The sequence below is a fragment of the Pseudomonas palmensis genome (genome assembly GCF_017848315.1).
Classification (GTDB): Bacteria; Pseudomonadota; Gammaproteobacteria; order Pseudomonadales; family Pseudomonadaceae; genus Aquipseudomonas; species Aquipseudomonas palmensis.
The window spans coordinates 123,013-144,476 of sequence record NZ_JAFKEC010000008.1 but is presented as its reverse complement, the minus strand read 5'-3'; the positions used below and the strand labels follow the sequence as shown (position 1 = coordinate 144,476).

The window sequence follows — 21,464 nt, the reverse complement described above, 5'->3', positions numbered from 1 at the left end:
GGGTATCGGGGCAGCGGTCGCGGCGGTCGAACACGCCATCGCCGTCTTCGTCACCGTCCTGGGCAAAGCAGATCAGGCCACCGGCGATGGCACCCAGCGCCGCGCCGCCACCGGCCCAGGCAGAGCTTTCGATGGCGCCCAGGCCGCCACCCACGGCGCCGCCCAGCAGGCTGCATAGGGGCCAGGTTCTTTGGTTCAACGGGGCGCTGCCATCGCTGTGGGTGGCGCAACCGGACAGCAGGCTGGCGACCACGAGCACGGGCAGCGCAGCCTTGGTGATTACATTCATGGGGAATGCTCCTGTGTCACCGGCCAGTACCGGTCACACAGGAGTAAAGACGCGCCCGCGACACTTCACAAGCCGCGGGGCGCAAGGGCTTCAGCGATCGATGCGAATTTCCACGCGGCGGTTCATCGCGCGTCCGTCGGCGGTGTTGTTGTCTGCCACCGGCTGGGTTTCACCGGCACCCTGCACCGAAACGAAACTGCTGCGCGCAATGCCGCTCTCGACCAGGTAGTCGGTCACCGAATGGGCGCGGCGCTCCGAGAGTTTCTGGTTGTAGGCATCGCTGCCGCGGCTGTCGGTGTGCCCGGTGACGCTCAGGCGTGCGCTCGGGGCTTCGGCCTTGAGGCGCGTGGCGATCTTGTCCAGGCGCAGTTTGTCGGCCGTGGTGAGCCTGGCCGAGTCGAACTCGAACAGCACATCGCGGATCACGATGACCTCTTCCTTGACCACCACGACTTCCTCGACCACCGCGACCGGCTCCGGCGGGCAGCCGTTGGCATCGACCTGAACGCCACGCGGGGTGCCCGGGCACTTGTCACGGCTGTCCGGTACGCCATCACCGTCTTCGTCGCCGTCGCCATGGGCCCAGCAGTAACCGGCCGCCAGGCCGCCGCCGAGCAGCGCGCCCCAGCCGGCCCAGCTGGAGCTTTCGATGGCGCCCAGGGCGGCACCGCCAACGCCCCCGACGGCGGCACACTTCGGCCAGTCGGTTTTTTGCAAACCTGCACAACCAGTCAATACGCTGGTTAGCAGAACCAGAGGCAATGCTGTGCGAACTATGCTCATTTTGTCGCGTCTCCTAGGGGGAATCGGTGCAAAACCGATGCTCTGGGAGTAAAGACCGGTGATTCCATCTGCGCCAGCAATAAGCCATGGCGCTTTGCGCGTGCCTCTATGCCTTGCGTCGCGGGCCGGCTAGTCTTGACGCATTAACGAGGAGCTTCGATGACTGACCGTTTTTCTTCGCGCACGCCCCAGCAGGCCCTCGCCGCCCTGCTGGAGCACCATGCCCCGCAACGCCTGTTGCTGGTGGGCACGTCGTTTCCGGCACTGGAGGCCTTCGCCGCCGCGCACCCGCAGGCCCAGATCGCCGTGGCCCGCCCCGGCGCGCTGCCGGCCGAGCTTGCCGCGCAGCGTTTCGACCTGGCGGTGCTGGTGGACTGCCTGGAACACCTGAGCAACCAGCAGGGCCTGCAACTGCTCGGCGGCATTCGCAACCTCAACGCCAGCCGCGTGGCGGTGCTGGTCGACCTTGCGGCCAGCGGCTGGCGCGACACCGACTTCTACGCACTGGCGCTGCAGGACAGCGAGCGTTTTCAACGTGACGAGCAGGTATTGAACCTGTTCACCTATGATCTACGTGACTACAAACAGGTACCCGACTGGCTCAACGCCAAGTTCTGGGCCAACCCGCAAAATTTTGGAAAGTACTGGTGGTGATGCAATGAGTGTCTCGGTTTGCCCGTGCGGCAGCGGTAACCTGCTCGATGCCTGCTGCGGGCATTATCATGCCGGCCACCCGGCGCCCGATGCACAGACGCTGATGCGCTCGCGCTACAGCGCCTATGTGCTGGGGCTGGTGGATTACCTGATCAAGACCACCCTGCCGGTGCAGCAGGCCGGGCTGGATCGCGCCGGCATTGCCGCCTGGAGCGCGCAAAGCACCTGGCTGGGCCTGGAGGTCGAGAGCGCCGAGGTGTTCGGCGGCCAGCCCGATCACGCGTTCGTCACCTTCACGGCGCGCTGGCACGACAACGACGGCGAGCACAGCCACCGCGAGCGCTCGGCCTTCGTGCACAACGGCGGGCACTGGTACTTCATCGACCCCACGGTGGGCCTCAAGGCCGGGCGCAACGACGCCTGCCCATGCGCCAGCGGGCAGAAGTTCAAGAAGTGCTGCGCCAGCTACATGAGCCATTAGTCATGACCACCTGCGCCCGTCGGCTGCTCATCGGCCTGCTGCTGATGAATCTGGCGGGCTGCGCCAGCTGGTGGGGCGGCAGCTACCAGGACCCCGGCGTGCACCTGGTGCGGGTCGAGACAGTAAAGGCGCGGCTGATGCAGCAGGAGTTCATCCTGCACTTTCGTATCGACAATCCCAACGACAGCACCCTGCAGGTGCGCAACCTGCATTACGCGGTGTACCTGGCCGACCTGTTGCTGGTCGAAGGCGACCACGGCCAGTGGTTTCGGGTGGACGCGCACAGTCGGCGCACCATCCAGGTACCGGTGCGTACCAACCTGTGGCGCCAGCTCAAGCCCATCGCCAAGCTGCTCAAGCGCCCCGATCAGGCCATCCCCTATCGCCTGGAGGGTGAGCTGAGCACCGGATTATTCTTTGCCCACGACCTGCACTTGTTGCGCAAGGGTGAGATAATTCCCGCCGATCTCATTCCGGAGTAACCCTCGATGACCCAGCAACCCCACGTCCATGGCCCCGACTGCAATCACGATCATGACCATCACGCGCATGATCATGACCACGGCCATGTGCATGGCCCGCACTGCAACCATGCCCCTCAGGAACCTGCGCGCAATGCCCTGAAGGACGTTGGCCGCAACGACCCTTGCCCATGCGGCAACGGCAAGAAGTTCAAGAAGTGCCACGGGGCCTGATGCCTCCCCTGTGGGAGCGGGCCTGACCCGCTCCCACACACGCTGCGCCTCGACATCAAGCACAGTTCCAGCAGACGACCATCAAACGGAGCGTGACCATGATCGACCTGTATTACTGGACCACCCCCAACGGCCACAAGATCACCCTGTTTCTCGAAGAGACCGGCCTGCCCTACACCCTTCACCCGATCAACATCGGCAAGGGCGAGCAATTTGCCGAAGACTTTCTGAAAATCGCCCCCAACAACCGCATCCCGGCCATCGTCGACCACGACACCGCCGACGGCCAGCCGCTGTCGCTGTTCGAGTCCGGGGCCATCCTGCTCTACCTCGCCGAAAAAACCGGGCAGTTCATTCCCAAGGACCTGCGCGGCCGCCAGGAGGCCCTGCAATGGCTGTTCTGGCAAATGGGCGGCCTGGGCCCGATGGCCGGGCAGAACCACCACTTCAACCGCTTCGCCCCCGAGAAGATCCCCTACGCCATCAAGCGCTACGTGGACGAAACCGCGCGCCTGTACGGGGTACTGAACAAGCGCCTGGCCGACCGACCATTCGTCGCCGGCAACGACTACAGCATCGCCGACATGGCGATCTACCCGTGGATCGTTTCGCACACCTGGCAGCAGCAGAACCTGGACGACTTCCCGGCCCTCAAAGGCTGGTTCCAGCGCATCCAGGCACGCCCCGCCACACAGCGCGCCTACGCCCTGGTCGAGCAGATCAACCCGCCGCCAGCCTGAACCACGACAAGGCCGCGCGGTACTTTGAAAATAAAGCCCGCGCCCCCGCTTGCATGGCGTGATCGCGCTCACTAACGTAGCGCCTTTTAGCGCCATCCCCTGCAGGAGCCTTGCCCATGGCCTCGCCAGCCCTTTCCCCCGTTCTACCCCGGTTCGGCGTCGCCGCGACCCTGCTCGGGCTGCTCAGTCTGGGCGGTTGCCAACTGGGCAACCATCAGGACAGCGTCATCCCCACCAGCGGCGTGCAACCGCTCAAGGGGCTGGCACAGAACGTCTCGGTGCGGCGCAACGCCCTGGGCATGCCGCTGATCGAGAGCAGCAGCTTCCACGATGCGCTGTTCACCCTGGGCTATGTGCACGCGGGCGATCGCATCGGGCAGATGGTCGGCATGCGTCTGCTGGCCCAGGGGCGCCTGGCCGAGATGGCCGGCCCGGATGCGCTGGAGGTCGACCGCTTCATGCGCGCGGTCAACCTGAAAAAGAACGCCAGCGACCTCTACGCCGACGCCTCGCCGCGCCTCAAGCGCTTCTTCGAGGTGTACGCACGCGGGGTCAACGCCTACCTGTTCCGCTACCGCGACCGCCTGCCGGCCCCGCTGGCCCAGAGCGGCTACCGCCCCGAGTACTGGAAGCCTGAAGATTCGGCGCTGATCTTCAGCCTGTACAGCTTCAGCCAGTCGGTGAACCTGCAGGAAGAAATCGCCGCACTGACCCTGGCGCAGAAAGTCGGTGCCGACACACTGCCGTGGCTGCTGCCCAGCTACCCGGACGAACCGCTGGCCATGGCCGAAGCCGACAAGCTCAAGGGCTTGAACCCGGGCAGCCAGCTGCCGGGCCTGGCCACATTGAACAAGGTCAGCGAGCAACTGGCCGCGCTCAACCTGCTGGGCACCCCGGCGTCGAGCAACTGGGCCATCGCCCCGCAGCGCAGCCGCAGCGGCCGCAGCCTGCTGGCCAGCGACAGCCAGGGCGCCTGGGCCTTGAGCCCGGTGCAGGTACGCACCACCAAATTCCAGGCCGCCGGTTTCAGCCTGGCCGGCCTGCCGTTCGTGCTGTCCGGCTTCAACGGCAAGCTGGCCTGGAGCAGCAGCGCGGCAATGGGTGACAACCAGGACCTGTACCTGGAAAAACTCAAGCGCGAAGGCAACCGCGTGCTCTATGAAGTCGACGGCCGCTGGCAGCCGGTGCAGGCGCGCAACGAGACCTACTTCGTCAAGGGCCAGCGCCCGCAACGCGAAACCCTGTACGAAACCCGCCACGGCGCCCTGCTGACCGGCACCCAGGGCAGCCTCGGCCTGGCCCTGAAGATGCCCGAACTCAAGGGCGACAAGAGCCTCGATGCGTTCTTCGACCTGTCGCGGGCACAGAGCGTCGAACGTGCCTTCGACGCCAGCCGCGAAATCGGCGCCGCCGCGCTGAACCTGGTGTTCGCCGACGCCGCCAACGTGGGCTGGCAGGTTACCGGCCGCTACCCCAACCGCCGCGAAGGCCAGGGCCTGCTGCCCTCCCCAGGTGCCGACGGGCGCTATGACTGGGATGGCTACGCCGACGCCATGCTCCACCCCTACGACCAGGACCCGCCGCAAGGCTGGCTGGGCAATGCCAACCAGCGCAGCATTCCCAAGGGCTATGGCCTGCAACTGTCCAACAGCTGGTACTACCCCGAGCGTGCCGAACGCCTGGCGCAGCTGGCCGGCAACGGCAAGCACGACAGCCGCAGCCTGATCGCCATGCAGTACGACCAGACCACCCTGCTCGCCGCCAAGCTCAAGGCCATGTTCGAAGCACCCGGCATGGCCCAGCCGCTCAAGCAGGCCATCGACGCCCTGCCCGCCGAGCAGAAGGCCCGCGCCCGCGAGGCCTACACCCGGCTGATGGCGTTCGACGGGCGCCTGAGCCCGCAATCGGCGGATGCCGCGGTGTACGAGCTGTTCCTGCAGCAAAGCGCCCGGCAGATCTTCCTCGATGAACTGGGGCCTGAAACCAGCCCGAGCTGGCAGGCCTTCGTCGCCAATGCGCGGCTGTCGTACTCGGCCCAGGCCGATCACCTGCTGGGCCGCGACGACAGCCCGTTCTGGGACGACCGCAACAGCCCGGGCAAGCAGGACAAGCCGGCGATCCTGGCCCGCAGCCTGGCCGCGGCCATCAGCGCCGGCGAAGCGCAGATGGGCACCGACCGCCGGGCCTGGCAATGGGGCAAGCTGCACCAGTACCACTGGCCCGTCAGCGCACCCTATGGCCTGGGCGACACGCTCAAGCGCGGCCCGCTGGCCACCGGCGGCGACCACACCACACTCAACGCCTCGGCCTATGCCTGGGGCCAGGACTTCGATGCCCGCCTGATGCCGTCGATGCGCATGGTGGTCGACTTCGGCCTGGCCGAGCCGCTGCAGGGGGTGAGCAGCAGCGGGCAGTCGGGCAACCCGGCCAGCGCGCATTTCGCCGACGGCCTGGATGCCTGGTTCAAGGGCAGCTACGTGACCTTCCCGATGCAGCCGCAGAACTTCGAACGCGCCTACGGCAGCAAGCGCCTGACCCTGGTGCCCGGCAAGTAACCCCTTCGGCTCGCCGTCGCCCTGGCGGCGAGCCCCCTTCTCACCCCGCGCTGATCCATATCAAAGTGCCACCCTCGTCCATCGGCTATAACCGGGTTTGTCTGATGACCCTATAAAAACGATTGCGGATACGTGCCTACAGGACCACCTGCGGCCGCATCCAAAGGACGATTGCGATGGCTTCTCTTGTATCGCGTCTGGCCATGCTTGGCTCGACGCTGCTGTTTGCGTACCCCGCGTCTGCCAGTGAGCCGCCCCCGGCAACGGCAGTCGAACGCGGCGCCTACATTGCCCGTCTGGGCGACTGCGTGGCCTGCCACACTGCCAAGGGCGGCGAGTTGATGGCCGGTGGCCTCGAACTGACCACGCCGATGGGCACCATCTACTCCAGCAACATCACACCCGACAAGGTCACCGGCATCGGCCGCTATACCTTCGAGCAGTTCGACCGCGCCATGCGCGAAGGGGTGAACGCGGCCGGCACCAACCTGTACCCGGCCATGCCCTACCCCTCCTACGCGAAAATGACCGAAGGCGACATGCGCGACCTGTACGCCTACCTGATGGAGGACGTGAAGCCGGTCAACCAGCCCAACCTGGAAGCGGACATGAAGTTTCCGTTCAGCCAGCGCTGGGGCCTGTCGCTGTGGAACCTGGTGTTTCTCGACAAGCAGCCCTTCGTGGCCGACCCGGCCCGCAGCGACGAGCTCAACCGCGGCGCCTACCTGGTACAGGGCCTGGGCCACTGCGGCGCCTGCCATACCCCGCGCGGCGTGGCCTTCCAGGAAAAGGCCATGGACGACGCCGGCAGCGGCGGCCAGCACTTCCTGGCCGGCGAGACCGTGGAGCACTGGCGCGCCCTGAGCCTGCGCAACCTGTGGACGGTGGAAGACACCGTGCAGTTGCTCAAGACCGGGCAGAACCGCTTTGCCACGGTGTCGGGCAACATGGCCGAGGTGATCTCCCACAGTACCCAGCACTTCACCGACGCCGACCTCACCGCCATCGCGCGCTACCTCAAGTCGTTGCCGCCGGGCAAGGACGACCTGCCGATGCCGATGGTGGAACGAACCCCTGCCCCAGCGCCGGACAACCTGTTCACCAGCCGCGGCGGGCTGGGCTACACGCAGTTCTGCAGCGACTGCCACCGCCCGGACGGCGCCGGCGTGGCGGGCATGTTCCCGCCACTGGCGCACAACCCCAGCGTGGCCTCGGCCAACCCGACCTCGCTGCTGCACATCACCCTGACCGGCTGGCAGACCGCCGAAACCGTCGCCCACCCGCGGGTGTACACCATGCCCGGGTTCTCGCGCCTGACCGACACCGAGATCGCCGAGATCCTCACGTTCGTGCGCAGCAGCTGGGGCAACGACGGCTCGGCGATCAGCGCAGCGCAGGTGGCCAAGCTGCGCCAGCAGCTCAAGCCCCAGGACCGCGACGCCTCGACCTTCGAGACCCCGCGCCTGGCAGACCTGCTGGCGGCCAGCAATGCCGATCAGGTGGTGCGCGGCATGCGCCTGCACCTGCAGACCCGCGACCTGCTGCCCGACAACGTCGGCAACGCGCTCAACTGCACCAGTTGCCACCTGAACGCCGGCACCGTGGCCGACGGTTCGCCGTTCGTCGGGGTATCGGCCTTCTTCCCCGGCTATGCGCCACGGGCGGGCAAGGTGATCACCCTGGAGGAGCGCATCAACGGCTGCTTCCGGCGCTCGATGAGCGGCTCGCCGCTGCCACCGCAAGGGGCCGACATGCAGGCGATGGTGGCGTACTTCGAGTGGATGAAGAACAACACCAAGCCCGAGGACAAGGTACCAGGGCGCGGCGTAGGCAAGGTCGACCCGTCGATCAAGCCCGACCTGGACAACGGCAAGCAGGTGTATGCCCAGCAGTGCGCGGTGTGCCATGGCAACGACGGCGAAGGCCTGACCCGCGCCGACGGCACCTGGATCTTCCCGCCGCTGTGGGGCGAGCAGTCGTTCAACATCGGTGCCGGCATGGCGCGCACCTACACTGCGGCCGCCTTCGTCAAACGCAACATGCCGATCGGCATGCACGAGAAGTTCCCGCTCGGCCAGGGCGGCCTGTCCGACCAGGACGCGGTGGACGTGGCGGCCTGGTTCTCCAGCCAGCCACGCCCGGACTTCCCCGACAAGGTCAAGGACTGGCCCAACGGCGGGCGCCCGGTAGACGCGCGCTACTGAAGCACCCCCCTGCAGCGTCGCCGGCAGCACGCCGGCGACGCTTTCGGATCGAACTTCACCGGCCCGGCCGCGCTCCTAGGTTAAACCCCCAGCGCAGCGGCCTTGGCATGGACCTGGTGATTGCACGACCCGAAGGATTGTATTGCCCACCCGGGGATTTCTACATCGACCCGTGGCGCCCCGTTGAACGTGCGGTGATCACCCACGGCCATGGCGACCACGCCCGCAACGGCAACCGCCACTACCTCACCGCCAGCCCCGGCGCGGGCATCCTGCGCAGCCGCCTGGGCGCCGACATCAACCTGCAGACCCTCGACTACGGCCAGCGCCTGGACCACGGCGGGGTGACCCTGAGCTTGCACCCGGCCGGCCATGTGCTGGGCTCGGCCCAGGTGCGCCTGGAGTATCGCGGCGAGGTGTGGGTGGCGTCCGGCGACTACAAGGTCGAACCCGATGGCACCTGCGCACCGTTCAAACCGGTGCGCTGCCACACCTTCATCACCGAGTCGACCTTCGGCCTGCCGATCTACCGCTGGGAGCCCCAGCAGCAGATCTTCGACCAGATCAATGCGTGGTGGCGCGAGAACATCACACTGGGCAAGGCCAGCGTGCTGTTCTGCTATTCGTTCGGCAAGGCGCAGCGCATCCTGCATGGCCTGGACCCGAGCCTGGGGCCGATCCTGGTGCATGGCGCGGTCGAGCCGCTGAACCGGGTATACCGCGAAGCGGGTGTCGCCCTGCCCGCCACGCTGCATGCCAGCGAGATGGACAAGCACGACCCACGCATGCGCCAGGCGCTGATCCTGGCCCCGCCCTCGGCGGCCGGCAGCAGCTGGATGCGCCGCTTCGGCGACTACAGCGACGCCTTCGCCAGCGGCTGGATGCGCCTGCGCGGCACCCGGCGCCGGCGCGGGGTGGACCGCGGCTTCGTGCTCTCCGACCACGCCGACTGGCCCGGCCTGCTATGGGCCATCGAACAGACCGGGGCGCAGCGGGTGATGGTGACCCACGGCTCGGTGGCCGTGCTGGTGCGCTACCTGTGCGAGCGCGGGCTGGATGCCCAGGCGTTCGTCACCGAATACGGTGACGAGGATGAAGGCGCCCCGACCGAGGCCAGCGCATGAAGGCCTTCGCCGAACTCTACGGCCAGCTCGACGCCACCACCTCGAGCAACGCCAAGCGCGATGCACTGGTGCGCTACTTCGCAAGCGCCAGCCCCGCAGACGCCGCCTGGGCGGTGTACTTCCTGGCCGGCGGGCGGCCGCGCCAGCTGGTACCCACACGGCTGCTGCGCGAGCTGGCAATCAGCCTGTCGGGTTTGCCCGACTGGTTGTTCGAGGAGAGCTACCAGGCCGTGGGCGACCTGGCCGAGACCTTTTCGCTGCTGCTGCCCGAAGCCGCCCACAGCAGCGACGCGGGCCTGGCCTACTGGGTCGAGGATTGCCTGCTGCCGCTGCGCGGACTGCCGCCCGAAACCCTGGCGCAGCGCCTGCCGCCCCTGTGGGCACAGCTCGACCGGCAGAGCCTGCTGGTGTGCCTGAAGCTGGTCACGGGCAGCTTTCGCGTCGGCGTGTCGAAGCTGCTGGTCACCCGCGCCCTGGCGCAACTGGCCGACATCGACAGCAAGCGCGTGGCTCAGCGCCTGGTGGGCTACACCGACCTGTCGCACCGCCCCACGGCACAGGGATACCTCAAGCTGATCGCGGCCGAGTCCGAAGACGAACATGCCCAGCGCGGCGGCCAGCCGTACCCGTTCTTTCTGGCCCATGCGCTGCAACAGCCGGTGGACCAGTTCGACGCCCTGCTCGGCCCGCCCCAGGCCTGGCAGGCGGAATGGAAGTGGGACGGCATCCGTGCGCAGGTGGTCAAGCGCGAGGGCCAGCTGTGGGTGTGGTCACGCGGCGAGGAGCTGCTGACCGAGCGCTTCCCCGAACTGCAGGCGCTGGCCGCCGTGCTGCCCGATGGCTGCGTGGTGGACGGCGAGATCGTGGTGTGGCGCGACGGCGTGCAACCCTTCGCCCTGCTGCAGCAGCGCATCGGGCGCAAGACCCTGGGCAAGAAGATCCTGGCCGATGCGCCAGTGGTGCTATTGGGCTACGACCTGCTCGAATGGCAGGGCGCCGACTGGCGCAGCCGCCCGCAGGCCGAGCGCCGGGCGCAGCTGGAAGCGCTGGTGCAGACCACTGCGCACCCGGCGCTGCGCCTGTCGCCGGTGCTGCAGGGCGACACCTGGGCCGAGCTTGCCGCCCAGCGCGAGGCATCGCGCAGCCTGGGGGTCGAGGGCCTGATGCTCAAGGCCCGCGACGCCCTGTACGGGGTGGGCCGCACCAAGGACATGGGGGTGTGGTGGAAGTGGAAAATCGACCCGTTCAGCGTGGACGCGGTGCTGATCTATGCCCAGCGCGGACATGGCCGGCGCGCCAGCCTGTACAGCGACTACACCTTTGCGGTGTGGGACGCCCCCGCCGGCAGCCCGCAGCGTAGCCTTGTGCCCTTTGCCAAGGCGTATTCGGGGCTCAGCGACGAAGAGATGCGCAAGGTTGATGCAATCATCCGCAAGACCACAGTGGAAACCTTCGGGCCGGTACGCAGCGTGACCCCGACGCTGGTGTTCGAACTCGGCTTCGAGGGCATCGCACTGTCCAAGCGCCACAAGAGCGGGATTGCGGTGCGCTTCCCGCGGATGCTGCGCTGGCGCCTGGACAAACCGGTGGACGAAGCAGACGACCTGGCCACGTTGCAGTCGCTGCTGGGGTAAGCGAAACGCAGCAATTGGGACTATGGTGCGGAAATTGCTGTGAGCTTGATGTCGAGCGGCCAGCGGTAACGCTGCGCAGCCACCCATCACTTGCGCTTGAAGGACCACACCATGAAAAAAGCTCTGCTGACGCTGTCTGCTCTGGCGCTGTGCCTGGCTGCGGGCAACACCCTGGCCAAGGACTACAAGGAACTGCGCTTCGGCGTCGATCCCTCCTACGCCCCTTTCGAGTCCAAGGCCGCCGACGGCAGCCTGGTGGGCTTCGACATCGACCTGGGCAACGCGATCTGCGCCGAGCTCAAGGTCAAGTGCAGGTGGGTCGAGAGCGACTTCGACGGCATGGTTCCGGGCCTCAAGGCCAACAAGTTCGACGGCGTGATCTCGTCCATGACGGTGACCCCGGCGCGGGAGAAGGTCATCGACTTCTCCGACGAGCTGTTCTCCGGGCCTACCGCGCTGGTGTTCAAAAAAGGTGCAGGCATGAGCGCCGACCCGGCCTCGCTCAAGGGCAAGACCGTCGGCTATGAGCAGGGCACCATCCAGGAAGCCTATGCCAAGGCCGTGCTGGACAAGGCCGGGGTCAAGACCCAGGCCTACCAGAACCAGGACCAGGTGTATGCCGACCTGATTTCGGGACGCCTGGACGCCTCGATCCAGGACATGCTGCAGGCCGAACTGGGCTTTCTGAAATCGCCACAGGGCGCGGGCTACGAAGTGAGCCAACCGGTGGACAGCGAATTGCTGCCGTCGAAGACGGCGGTGGGCATTAAGAAAGGTAACAGCGAGCTGAAGGCCCTGCTGAACAAAGGTATCAAAGCGTTACACGATGATGGCACCTATGCCGACATCCAGAAGAAGCACTTTGGTGATCTGAACCTGTACAGCGGCAAGTAGGGCCGGCCTCTTCGCTGGCAAGGCCGGCTCCTACACGGGTTCGCGGTGCGTGCAGGAGCTGACGCACCGCGTACCCAAGGTCCCACCCGCACAGGCTCGCCCCATGCTTGACGACCTCCTGCAACACCTGGGCCTTGGCGCCTTCAGCCTCAGGGGCTTCGGCCCGCTGCTGCTGCAAGGCACCTGGATGACCCTGCAACTGTCCTTCATGTCGCTGCTGGTCAGCGTCGGCCTGGGCCTGTTCGGCGCCAGCGCCAAGCTCTCCGCGCTGCCGCTGCTGCGCATCCCCGCGCAGCTCTACACCACGCTGATCCGCGGGGTGCCCGACCTGGTGCTGATGCTGTTGATCTTCTACAGCCTGCAGACCGGGCTCACCAGCCTGACCGACGCCATGGAGTGGGATTACATCGAGATCAACCCCTTCGCTGCCGGGGTCATCACCCTGGGCTTCATCTACGGTGCCTATTTCACCGAGACCTTTCGCGGCGCGATCCTCGCGGTGCCGCGCGGCCAGGTCGAAGCGGCCACCGCCTATGGCCTCAAGCGCTTTCAGCGGTTTCGCTTCGTGGTGTTCCCGCAGATGATGCGCTTCGCCCTGCCGGGCATCGGCAACAACTGGATGGTGATGCTCAAGGCCACCGCGCTGGTGTCGATCATCGGCCTGGCCGACTTGGTCAAGGCCGCCCAGGATGCCGGCAAGAGCAGCTACCAGCTGTTCTACTTTCTGGTGGTGGCGGCCTTCATCTACCTGCTCATCACCAGCGCCTCGAACGTGGCCCTGCGCTGGCTCGAACGGCGCTACAACGTCGGCACCCGGGAGGCACTGCGATGATCGAGCTGCTGCAGGAATACTGGCGCGCGTTCCTCTATACCGACGGCACCCACATCACCGGGCTGGCGATGACGATGTGGCTGCTCAGCGCCTCGCTGCTGATCGGCTTCGTTGTGTCGATCCCGCTGTCGATTGCACGGGTGTCACGGCGCCTGTGGGTGCGCTGGCCAGTGCAGTTCTACACCTACCTGTTTCGCGGCACGCCGCTGTATATCCAGTTGCTGATCTGCTACACCGGCATCTACAGCCTGGAGGTGGTGCGCGGGCAACCGCTGCTCGACAGCTTCTTTCGCGACGCCATGAACTGCACCATCCTGGCCTTTGCCCTGAACACCTGCGCCTACACCACCGAGATCTTCGCCGGCGCCATCCGCAGCATGCACCACGGTGAAGTCGAGGCGGCCAGGGCCTACGGCCTGCGCGGCTGGAAACTTTATGCTTATATCATCATGCCGTCCGCGTTGCGCCGCTCGCTGCCGTACTACAGCAATGAGGTGATCCTGATGCTGCACTCGACCACCGTGGCCTTCACCGCCACCGTGCCGGACATCCTCAAGGTCGCCCGCGACGCCAACTCGGCCACCTTTCTGACCTTTCAGTCGTTCGGTACGGCCGCCATCATCTACCTGTGCGTGACCTTCGCACTGGTGGGCCTGTTCCGCCTGGCCGAACGACGCTGGCTGGCCTTCCTCGGCCCCGCACACTAGGACCGTTCATGCACCACAAGACCCACGACATCCTGGCCCCGGTGCCGGGGATTTGCCGCCAGATCCACAGCTTCCACTTCGGCCCGCGCGGTGCCGGCAAGGTCTATATCCAGGCTTCGCTGCATGCCGACGAGCTGCCCGGCATGCTGGTGGCCTGGCACCTCAAGCAACGCCTGGGCGAATTGCAGAGCCAGGGCCGCCTGCGCCACGAGATCGTGCTGGTGCCCATCGCCAACCCGGTGGGCCTGGAACAGGTGCTGATGGACGTGCCCCTGGGGCGTTTCGAGCTGCAGAGCGGCGAGAACTTCAACCGCCACTTCGTCGACCTGAGCGACACCATCGGTGACCAGATCGAGGCGCACCTGACCCAGGACCCGCGGCACAACGTCGAGCTGATTCGCGAGTGCATGCGCCGGGCGCTGGACGCGCAGCCCGCCGCCACCCCGCTGCAATCCCAGCGCCTGGTACTGCAACGCCTGGCCTGCGATGCCGACATGGTGCTGGACCTGCACTGCGACTTCGAGGCCGTCGCGCACCTGTACACCACCCCGGAAGCCTGGCCCCGGGTCGAGGCGCTGTCGCGCTATCTCGGGGCCCAGGCCAGCCTGCTGGCCACCGATTCGGGCGGGCAGTCGTTCGATGAGTGTTTCACCCTGGTGTGGTGGCAGCTGCAGCAACGCTTTGCCAAGCAGTTCCCCATCCCCCAGGGCAGCTTTTCGGTGACGGTGGAGCTGCGCGGTCAGGGCGATGTGAGCCACCCGCTGGCCAGCACCGACTGCGAGGCGATCCTGAACTACCTGACCCGTTTCGGTGCCATCGAAGGCGAGGCCGCCCCCTTGCCGCCCCTGCCCTACCCGGCCACACCGCTGGCGGCGGTCGAACCGGTGGCCACGCCGCTGGGCGGCCTGCTGGTGTTTCATGTCACCCCGGGCCAGCCGGTGCAGGCCGGGCAACTGATCGCCGAGGTGATCGACCCGCTCAGCGACCGCGTGACCCCGGTATACAACCAGCAGGCCGGGCTGCTGTATGCCCGCTCGCTGCGACGCATGGCCACCGCTGGCATGGTGATTGCGCATGTGGCGGGCAACCAGCCGTACCGCAGCGGCTACCTGTTATCGCCATGAGGGGCCGTGCATGTACAAACTGACCATCGAAGGCCTGCACAAGCGCTACGGCGAGCACCATGTGCTCAAGGGCGTTTCACTGCAGGCCAGCACCGGCGACGTGATCAGCCTGATCGGCGCCAGTGGCTCGGGCAAGAGCACCTTTCTGCGCTGCATCAATTTTCTCGAACAGCCCGACGAGGGCAGCATGACCCTGGACGGCCAGCCGGTGCGCATGGTGCAAGACCGCCACGGCCTGCGCGTGGCCGATGCCGACGAGCTGCAGCGTATCCGCACGCGCCTGGCCATGGTGTTCCAGCATTTCAACCTGTGGAGCCACCTGAGCGTGCTGGAGAACATCAGCATGGCGCCGCGCCGGGTGCTGGGGGTAAGCCGGCACGAGGCCGAGGAACGGGCACGTGCCTACCTGGACAAGGTAGGCCTGGCGCCGCGGGTGGCAGACCAGTACCCGGCGTTCCTGTCCGGTGGCCAGCAGCAGCGGGTGGCGATCGCGCGGGCGCTGGCAATGGAGCCGGAGGTGATGCTGTTCGACGAGCCGACTTCGGCGCTGGACCCGGAGCTGGTGGGGGAAGTGCTGCGGGTGATCCAGGGGCTGGCCGAGGAAGGCCGCACCATGATCATGGTGACCCACGAAATGAGCTTTGCACGGCAGGTATCGAGCCAGGTGCTGTTCCTGCATCAGGGGCTGGTGGAGGAACAGGGCGCACCGGCCGATGTGCTGGGCAACCCCAGGAGCGAGCGGCTGCGCCAGTTCCTGAGTGGCAACCTCAAATAACCCGACGATTGTCACCCGCTAAAACTAATGCCGGGCATTGATGGTCTGTGAAGACACACCCACTGCCCACAAGCGGCCCCGGCATGCGTAAACCGTCCGACCTTGCTGGCCCCTGGTTTGCCACCCGTGGCTGGAAGCCCTTCGCCTTTCAGAAGCGCGTGTGGGCCGCCGTCGCCCGCGGCGAATCCGGGTTGCTGCATGCCAGCACCGGCGCCGGCAAAACCTACGCCCTGTGGCTGGCCGCGCTGCAACACCTCCATGCCCAGGACACGCCACGCGCCAAGCACCCGGCACCGCTGCAAGTGCTGTGGATCACCCCCATGCGCGCCCTGGCCGCCGATACCGCGCGGGCCTTGCAGGCGCCACTGGACGCGTTGCAGATTCACTGGAGCCTGGGCGTGCGCAGCGGCGACACCTCCAGCGCCGAGCGTGCCCGCCAGAGCCGGCGCATGCCCAGTGCCCTGATCACCACCCCCGAAAGCCTGACCCTGCTGCTGACCCGCGATGCGGCGCAGAGCGAGTTCGCCAGCCTGCGCCTGGTGGTGGTGGACGAATGGCACGAGCTGCTCGGCAACAAGCGCGGTGTACAACTGCAGTTGGCCCTGGCGCGCCTGCGCCGCTGGCACCCGGGCCTGATCGTATGGGGCATCTCGGCCACCCTGGGCAACCTGGAGCATGCCCGCGACGTGCTGCTGCCCGAGGGCGGTTGCCTGGTGCAAGGCCGCCAGGACAAGCGCATCGAGGTCGATACCCTGCTGCCCGAAGCCATCGAGCGCTTCCCCTGGGCCGGGCACATGGGGCTCAAGATGCTCGCGCAGGTGCGCGATGAGGTGGCCCGTAGCAGCAGTTGCCTGGTGTTCACCAACACCCGCGCCCAGGCCGAGCTGTGGTATCAGGCGCTGCTGGAGGCGCGCCCCGACTGGGCCGGCATCATTGCCCTGCATCACGCCTCGCTGGCCCGCGAAACCCGCAACTGGGTCGAGCAGAGCCTGAAACAGGGCCAGCTCAAGGCAGTGGTATGTACCTCAAGCCTCGACCTGGGGGTGGATTTTCTGCCCGTCGAACGGGTGTTGCAGATCGGCTCGGCCAAGGGCATGGCGCGTCTGATGCAGCGCGCCGGACGCTCGGGGCACGCGCCGGGCCGCCCTTCGCGGGTGACCCTGGTACCGACCCACAGCCTGGAGCTGGTGGAGGCCGCCGCCGCCCGCGAGGCCGTGGCAGCACGCCAAATAGAGGCAAGGCGCTCTCCGGCGCTGTGCATGGATGTGCTGGTGCAGCACCTGGTGAGCATGGCCCTGGGGGTCGGGTTTCGCCCCGCGCAACTGCTCGAGGAAGTGCGCAGCACCTGGGCCTATCGGCACCTGCGCGACGAACAGTGGCAATGGGCGCTGGAATTCGTGCACAACGGCGGTGCCTCGCTGGGCGCCTACCCTGACTATCACCGGGTCATCGAAGCCCCGGACGGGGTATGGCGGGTGGCCAACGCGCGCCTGGCGCGGCGCCACCGCATGGGCATCGGCACCATCGTCAGCGATGCGAGCATCCAGCTGAAGTTCTGGAGCAAGGGAGGCGGCGGGCGCAACCTGGGCAGTGTCGAGGAAGCCTTCGTTGCCCGCCTGCGCCCGGGCGATGCCTTCCTGTTCGCCGGGCGCACGCTGGAGCTGGTGCGCATCGACAACATGACCGCCTATGTGCGTCGCAGCACCGCACGCAAACCTGCCGTACCACGCTGGAACGGCGGGCGCATGCCGCTTTCCAGCGAGCTGGCCAGGGCCGTGGTCGAGCAGCTCGACAGCGCCGCGCACGGTCGCTACCACGGGCCGGCCATGCAGGCGGTCAAGCCATTGCTGGAGCTGCAGCGGCGCTGGTCGGTGATCCCCACCCACGACATGCTGCTGGCCGAGACCTGGACCTCGCGTCAGGGCTGCCATCTGTTTCTCTATCCATTTGCCGGGCGCACCACCCACCTTGGGCTGGCCAGCCTGCTGGCGTGGCGCTACAGCCGCAGCCAGCCGGCGAGTTTCTCGATTGCGGTGAACGACTATGGCCTGGAACTGCTGTGCCCTGGCGAAGTGCCGTGGGCGGCCATGCTGCCGGACCTGCTGAGCCCCGATGAACTGCTCGAGGACGTGCTGGCCAGCCTGAATGCCGGCGAAATGGCCATGCGCCGTTTTCGCGAAATCGCGCAGATCTCCGGGCTGGTGTTCGGCGGCTATCCCGGCTCGCACAAGAGCACCCGGCAGATCCAGGCGTCCAGCGGCCTGTTCTTCGAGGTGTTCCGCCAGCACGACGCGGGCAACCTGCTGCTGGGCCAGGCCCGTGACGAGGTGCTGAACGCAGAGCTTGAGATCGACCGCCTGGCGCAGGTACTGAGCCGGCTGGGCGGTTTGCGCCTGCATCTGCAGCCGCTTGCGCGCCCGGGCCCGCTGGCCTTTCCGCTGCTGGTGGAAGGCATGCGCGAAACCCTGAGCACGGAAAAGCTCGCCGACCGCATCGCCCGCATGGTCGCCGACCTGGAAAAGGCCGCGAGCCGGGAGCGCTGAATGAGTCACTGCCTGAACATCGACGTACAGGGCGAGCAGCTCTGGCTGCTGGGGGACAAGGCGCTGTACTGGCCGGCGCGCAGGGTGATGCTGGTGGCCGATGTGCATATCGGCAAGGCGGCGGCATTTCGCGCCCAGCACCTGCCCGTGCCCCGCGGCACCACGCAATCGACCCTGCAACGCCTGGACCGGCTGCTGACCAGCTACCCGTGCGAAGAGCTGATCGTGCTGGGCGACTTTCTGCACGCACGCACCGGCCGCGCCGCGGCCACGCTGGAACGCGTGCGGCAATGGCGGGAGCAGCACGCCCGACTGAAGATCACGCTGATACGCGGCAACCACGACCTGCATGCCGGCGACCCGCCCGAGGGGCTGCGCATCGACGTGCTGGACGGCCCGCTGCTGCTGGGGCCGTTCGCCTTGCAGCACGAGCCCGAGCCCCATGCCACGCACCTGGTGCTGGCCGGCCACGTACATCCGGTGTATGTGCTGCGGGGGCGCGCGCGGCAACGCCTGCGCCTGCCCTGCTTCGTGATCGGCGAACGGCTCGGCCTGCTGCCGGCCTTCGGGGACTTCACCGGCGGCTGGGCAGTGCAGCCTCAGCCGGGTGAGCGCGTGTACCTGACGGCAGACGCGCAGGTATGGCCGGTCAAGCCCTAGGCTCAGGCAACCGGTGCCGGTGGCGGTTCATCAGGGAGTGTGGGTTCACCCGGTTCCATCGGCGGGTTATCGCCTGGCTGCGCCGGCGACGGGGTGTCCGGGCCAGGCTGGCCGGGGACGCCACCGGCCTGCATCAGTGGCGGCTGCGCGAGCAATGACCAGGCCACCAGCCCGATCTGATTGGGCTGCAGCACGGCAAGTTTGGCGCTGATTGAGGGGTCGAGTTTCATAGGCGGCTCCTGAGCGAAGTCCGACACGCCTCCTGGCGTGCCGGGACGGTTCATCTGCTTGGAGTGCCTTGCCGGCGAGTAATTCCCTCGCTTCGTCGGCTCAGGTGCGCGGCAGGGTCACACCGCGCTGGCCCTGGTACTTGCCGCCGCGGTCCTTATAGGACACTTCGCACTCTTCGTCGGACTCCAGGAACAGCATCTGCGCCACGCCTTCGTTGGCGTAGATCTTGGCCGGCAGGGTGGTGGTGTTGGAGAACTCCAGGGTCACGTGGCCTTCCCACTCCGGCTCGAGCGGGGTGACGTTGACGATGATGCCGCAACGGGCATAGGTGCTCTTGCCCAGGCAGATGGTCAGCACGTTGCGCGGGATGCGGAAGTACTCGACGGTGCGCGCCAGGGCGAAGGAGTTGGGCGGGATGATGCACACGTCGCTCTTGACGTCGACGAAGCTGCCGGCGTCGAAGTTTTTCGGATCGACGGTGGCCGAATTGATGTTGGTGAACACCTTGAACTCGTCGGCGCAGCGCACGTCGTAGCCGTAGCTGGAGACGCCGAAAGAGATCAGCCGGTTGTCGCTTTCGCCGCGTACCTGACGCTCGACGAAGGGCTCGATCATGCCGTGTTCCTGCGCCATGCGGCGAATCCACTTGTCCGATTTGATGCTCATGGCGGGTGTCCTGAAATAGCGTGGTGAAGAAATTCTGTGGGGCATCTTACCGGGCCCGGCGCCGGGTTCAAAGTTCCGTGCGGTGTTGGCGGCAAGATCCGCGTCATACGGGGCCTGCGCGGGGTATCGCGGCGCCGTCAGTCTTGAATTGCACGAAAGCTGAACAAGACCATTGGCACGTTCTGGAAAAAGGGTTATGGTGACGCCACTGTGCTGCACGTGTCACTGAGAATCTCTACCTGATGCAAGATCTCGATCAACCCATCTTCATGAATTTTCTGCCTCTTTGCACTCAGTCTCGGCCAGGGCGTTTCCTGAGCCGTAATTAACTTTGTCCAAGGAGACAGACCATGTCCAATCGCCAAACCGGTACCGTTAAGTGGTTCAACGATGAAAAAGGCTTCGGCTTCATCACCCCACAATCCGGTGACGACCTGTTCGTACACTTCAAAGCCATTCAAGCTGACGGTTTCAAAAGCCTGAAAGAAGGCCAGCAGGTCTCTTTCGTCGCTACCCGCGGCCAGAAAGGCATGCAAGCTGAAGAAGTACAAGTTATCTAACTTGCGCTTCACTGCTTGAAAAAAGCCCTGCCCTCACCGGCGGGGCTTTTTTTTGCCTTGCCGGTGGGGCTGCCCGTAGGAGCCGGCGTTGCCGGCGAAGGCAACACCGCAGTACCTGCCTGGTGATGCAGTGGGCCCTTCGCCGGCAACGCCGGCTCCTACACAGGCGAGGGTATCGACTCAGTCTTCGCTGATGGTGATATTGGGCATCGCCGGCGCCGCCGCTTCCTGCAGCACGATGCGCGCCCCCACCTGCCGTGCCAGTTCCTGGTACACCATGGCAATCTGGCTTTCAGGCTCGGCAATCGCGGTCGGCTTGCCGCTGTCGGCCTGCTCGCGAATCAGCATCGACAGGGGCAGCGAAGCCAGCAGCTCCACACCGTACTGCGCCGCCAGCTTCTCGCCACCACCTTCACCGAACAGGTGCTCGGCATGCCCGCAGTTCGAGCAGATATGCACGGCCATGTTCTCGACCACGCCCAGCACCGGGATATTCACCTTGCGGAACATCTCCACACCCTTTTTCGCGTCCAGCAGCGCAAGGTCCTGCGGCGTGGTCACGATCACCGAACCAGCCACCGGCACCTTCTGCGCCAGGGTCAGCTGGATGTCGCCGGTGCCCGGCGGCATGTCGATCACCAGGTAGTCGAGGTTGTCCCAGGCGGTCTGGGTCACCAGTTGCAGCAACGCGCCGGAGACCATCGGGCCACGCCATACCATCGGCGTGTTGTCGTCGGTAAGAAACGCCATCGACATGACTTCCACGCCATGCGCACGCAACGGCACGAACCACTTCTGGTCGCGGATCTGCGGCCGGGTCCCTTCGGCGATACCGAACATCACGCCCTGGCTGGGGCCATAGATGTCGGCATCCAGGATACCCACCCGCGCCCCTTCACGGGCCAGGGCCAGGGCCAGGTTGGCGGCGGTGGTGGACTTGCCCACACCGCCCTTGCCCGAGGCCACGGCCACGATGTTCTTGACGTTGGCCAGGCCCGGAATCTGCGCCTGGGCCTTGTGCGCGGCGATCACACAGGTGATCTCGACCTGTGCCGAGGCCACGCCCTCGATCCCCTCGACGGCGGTCTGCAGCACCTGGGCCCAGCCGTTCTTGAACAGGCCGGCGGCATAGCCCAGCTCCAGGGCCACGCTGACCCGGTCGCCCTGGATATCGATGCTGCGCACACACCCGGCGCTGACCGGGTCCTGGTTCAGGTAAGGGTCGGTGTATTGGCGAAGGACGGTTTCAACCGCTGCGCGAGTGACGGCGCTCATGGAGACTCCCGATAAAAGACTGAATGAAACAGGTCGCT

Annotated in this window: 21 protein-coding genes and 1 pseudogene; 17 read left to right on the top strand and 5 right to left on the bottom strand. The window is 66.4% G+C overall.

The features are described 5' to 3' along the window. Window positions 1-289 (bottom strand): annotated as a pseudogene (locus JZZ72_RS07560) (OmpA family protein); the annotation flags it as partial. 90 nt (window positions 290-379) lie between these two features. Then, window positions 380-1,072, bottom strand: coding sequence for an OmpA family protein (locus tag JZZ72_RS07555; RefSeq protein ID WP_043862629.1), 693 nt, complete (start codon window positions 1,070-1,072; stop codon window positions 380-382). Window positions 1,073-1,231: 159 nt separating this feature from the next. Between JZZ72_RS07555 and JZZ72_RS07550 the strand changes: the two genes are divergently transcribed. The 16 genes from JZZ72_RS07550 (at window position 1,232) to pdeM (ending at window position 18,694) form a co-directional block, all read left to right on the top strand. Beyond that, window positions 1,232-1,726 carry a DUF6231 family protein gene (locus JZZ72_RS07550; RefSeq protein WP_043862630.1) on the top strand — a complete coding sequence of 165 codons (495 nt, stop codon included), beginning with the start codon at window positions 1,232-1,234 and terminating at the stop codon, window positions 1,724-1,726. 4 nt (window positions 1,727-1,730) lie between these two features. Continuing rightward, window positions 1,731-2,207, top strand: coding sequence for a YchJ family protein (locus JZZ72_RS07545; protein WP_043862631.1), 477 nt, complete (start codon window positions 1,731-1,733; stop codon window positions 2,205-2,207). A gap of 2 nt (window positions 2,208-2,209) precedes the next feature. Continuing rightward, entirely contained in the window at window positions 2,210-2,689 is a 480-nt protein-coding gene (locus JZZ72_RS07540; RefSeq protein WP_043862632.1) for an LEA type 2 family protein, read from the top strand. A gap of 6 nt (window positions 2,690-2,695) precedes the next feature. Continuing rightward, on the top strand, window positions 2,696-2,902 hold the full coding sequence (locus tag JZZ72_RS07535) for an SEC-C metal-binding domain-containing protein (protein ID WP_078480560.1): 207 nt from the start codon (window positions 2,696-2,698) through the stop codon (window positions 2,900-2,902). 98 nt (window positions 2,903-3,000) lie between these two features. Further along, window positions 3,001-3,642 carry a glutathione binding-like protein gene (locus JZZ72_RS07530; RefSeq protein WP_043862633.1) on the top strand — a complete coding sequence of 214 codons (642 nt, stop codon included), beginning with the start codon at window positions 3,001-3,003 and terminating at the stop codon, window positions 3,640-3,642. Window positions 3,643-3,758: 116 nt separating this feature from the next. Then, entirely contained in the window at window positions 3,759-6,197 is a 2,439-nt protein-coding gene (locus tag JZZ72_RS07525; RefSeq protein ID WP_210014248.1) for a penicillin acylase family protein, read from the top strand. Window positions 6,198-6,373: 176 nt separating this feature from the next. After that, window positions 6,374-8,401: a c-type cytochrome gene (locus JZZ72_RS07520; protein WP_088513950.1), complete on the top strand. Its 2,028-nt coding sequence runs from the start codon at window positions 6,374-6,376 to the stop codon at window positions 8,399-8,401. 107 nt (window positions 8,402-8,508) lie between these two features. Further along, window positions 8,509-9,525, top strand: a complete 1,017-nt coding sequence (locus JZZ72_RS07515) for a ligase-associated DNA damage response exonuclease (RefSeq protein WP_210014247.1) — start codon at window positions 8,509-8,511, stop codon at window positions 9,523-9,525. Further along, complete coding sequence (locus JZZ72_RS07510; RefSeq protein ID WP_054914741.1) at window positions 9,522-11,159, top strand: ATP-dependent DNA ligase; 1,638 nt, start codon at window positions 9,522-9,524, stop codon at window positions 11,157-11,159. Before JZZ72_RS07515 ends, JZZ72_RS07510 begins: the two co-directional genes overlap by 4 nt. 111 nt (window positions 11,160-11,270) lie before the next feature. Then, the gene (locus tag JZZ72_RS07505; RefSeq protein WP_043861953.1) at window positions 11,271-12,053 is read left to right on the top strand and encodes a transporter substrate-binding domain-containing protein; all 783 of its coding nucleotides are present in this window, start codon (window positions 11,271-11,273) and stop codon (window positions 12,051-12,053) included. Between the two features lie 103 nt (window positions 12,054-12,156). Beyond that, window positions 12,157-12,885, top strand: a complete 729-nt coding sequence (locus JZZ72_RS07500) for an ABC transporter permease (RefSeq protein WP_210014246.1) — start codon at window positions 12,157-12,159, stop codon at window positions 12,883-12,885. Further along, window positions 12,882-13,592, top strand: a complete 711-nt coding sequence (locus JZZ72_RS07495; protein ID WP_043861955.1) for an ABC transporter permease — start codon at window positions 12,882-12,884, stop codon at window positions 13,590-13,592. Before JZZ72_RS07500 ends, JZZ72_RS07495 begins: the two co-directional genes overlap by 4 nt. Before the next feature lie 8 nt (window positions 13,593-13,600). After that, a complete protein-coding gene (locus tag JZZ72_RS07490) occupies window positions 13,601-14,716 on the top strand; it encodes a succinylglutamate desuccinylase/aspartoacylase family protein (RefSeq protein ID WP_054914742.1) in 1,116 nt (371 codons plus the stop codon). Window positions 14,717-14,726: 10 nt separating this feature from the next. Continuing rightward, on the top strand, window positions 14,727-15,491 hold the full coding sequence (locus tag JZZ72_RS07485) for an ABC transporter ATP-binding protein (protein ID WP_210014245.1): 765 nt from the start codon (window positions 14,727-14,729) through the stop codon (window positions 15,489-15,491). A gap of 83 nt (window positions 15,492-15,574) precedes the next feature. Continuing rightward, entirely contained in the window at window positions 15,575-18,034 is a 2,460-nt protein-coding gene (locus JZZ72_RS07480) for a ligase-associated DNA damage response DEXH box helicase (protein ID WP_210014244.1), read from the top strand. Then, window positions 18,035-18,694, top strand: a complete 660-nt coding sequence (gene pdeM, locus JZZ72_RS07475; RefSeq protein ID WP_210014243.1) for a ligase-associated DNA damage response endonuclease PdeM — start codon at window positions 18,035-18,037, stop codon at window positions 18,692-18,694. It abuts the gene before it with no gap. A 2-nt stretch (window positions 18,695-18,696) separates the two neighbouring features. On the opposite strand, the gene JZZ72_RS07470 is transcribed toward pdeM, so the two are convergent. Both JZZ72_RS07470 and dcd read right to left on the bottom strand, forming a co-directional pair. After that, on the bottom strand, window positions 18,697-18,924 hold the full coding sequence (locus tag JZZ72_RS07470; RefSeq protein ID WP_043861959.1) for a hypothetical protein: 228 nt from the start codon (window positions 18,922-18,924) through the stop codon (window positions 18,697-18,699). Between the two features lie 100 nt (window positions 18,925-19,024). Further along, window positions 19,025-19,591, bottom strand: a complete 567-nt coding sequence (dcd, locus tag JZZ72_RS07465; RefSeq protein WP_028943496.1) for a dCTP deaminase — start codon at window positions 19,589-19,591, stop codon at window positions 19,025-19,027. A gap of 350 nt (window positions 19,592-19,941) precedes the next feature. On the opposite strand from dcd, the gene JZZ72_RS07460 reads away from it, so the two are divergent. Beyond that, the gene (locus JZZ72_RS07460) at window positions 19,942-20,151 is read left to right on the top strand and encodes a cold-shock protein (protein WP_008365925.1); all 210 of its coding nucleotides are present in this window, start codon (window positions 19,942-19,944) and stop codon (window positions 20,149-20,151) included. A 180-nt stretch (window positions 20,152-20,331) separates the two neighbouring features. On the opposite strand, the gene apbC is transcribed toward JZZ72_RS07460, so the two are convergent. After that, the gene (gene apbC, locus JZZ72_RS07455; protein WP_058540969.1) at window positions 20,332-21,426 is read right to left on the bottom strand and encodes an iron-sulfur cluster carrier protein ApbC; all 1,095 of its coding nucleotides are present in this window, start codon (window positions 21,424-21,426) and stop codon (window positions 20,332-20,334) included. Window positions 21,427-21,464: the final 38 nt, after the last annotated feature.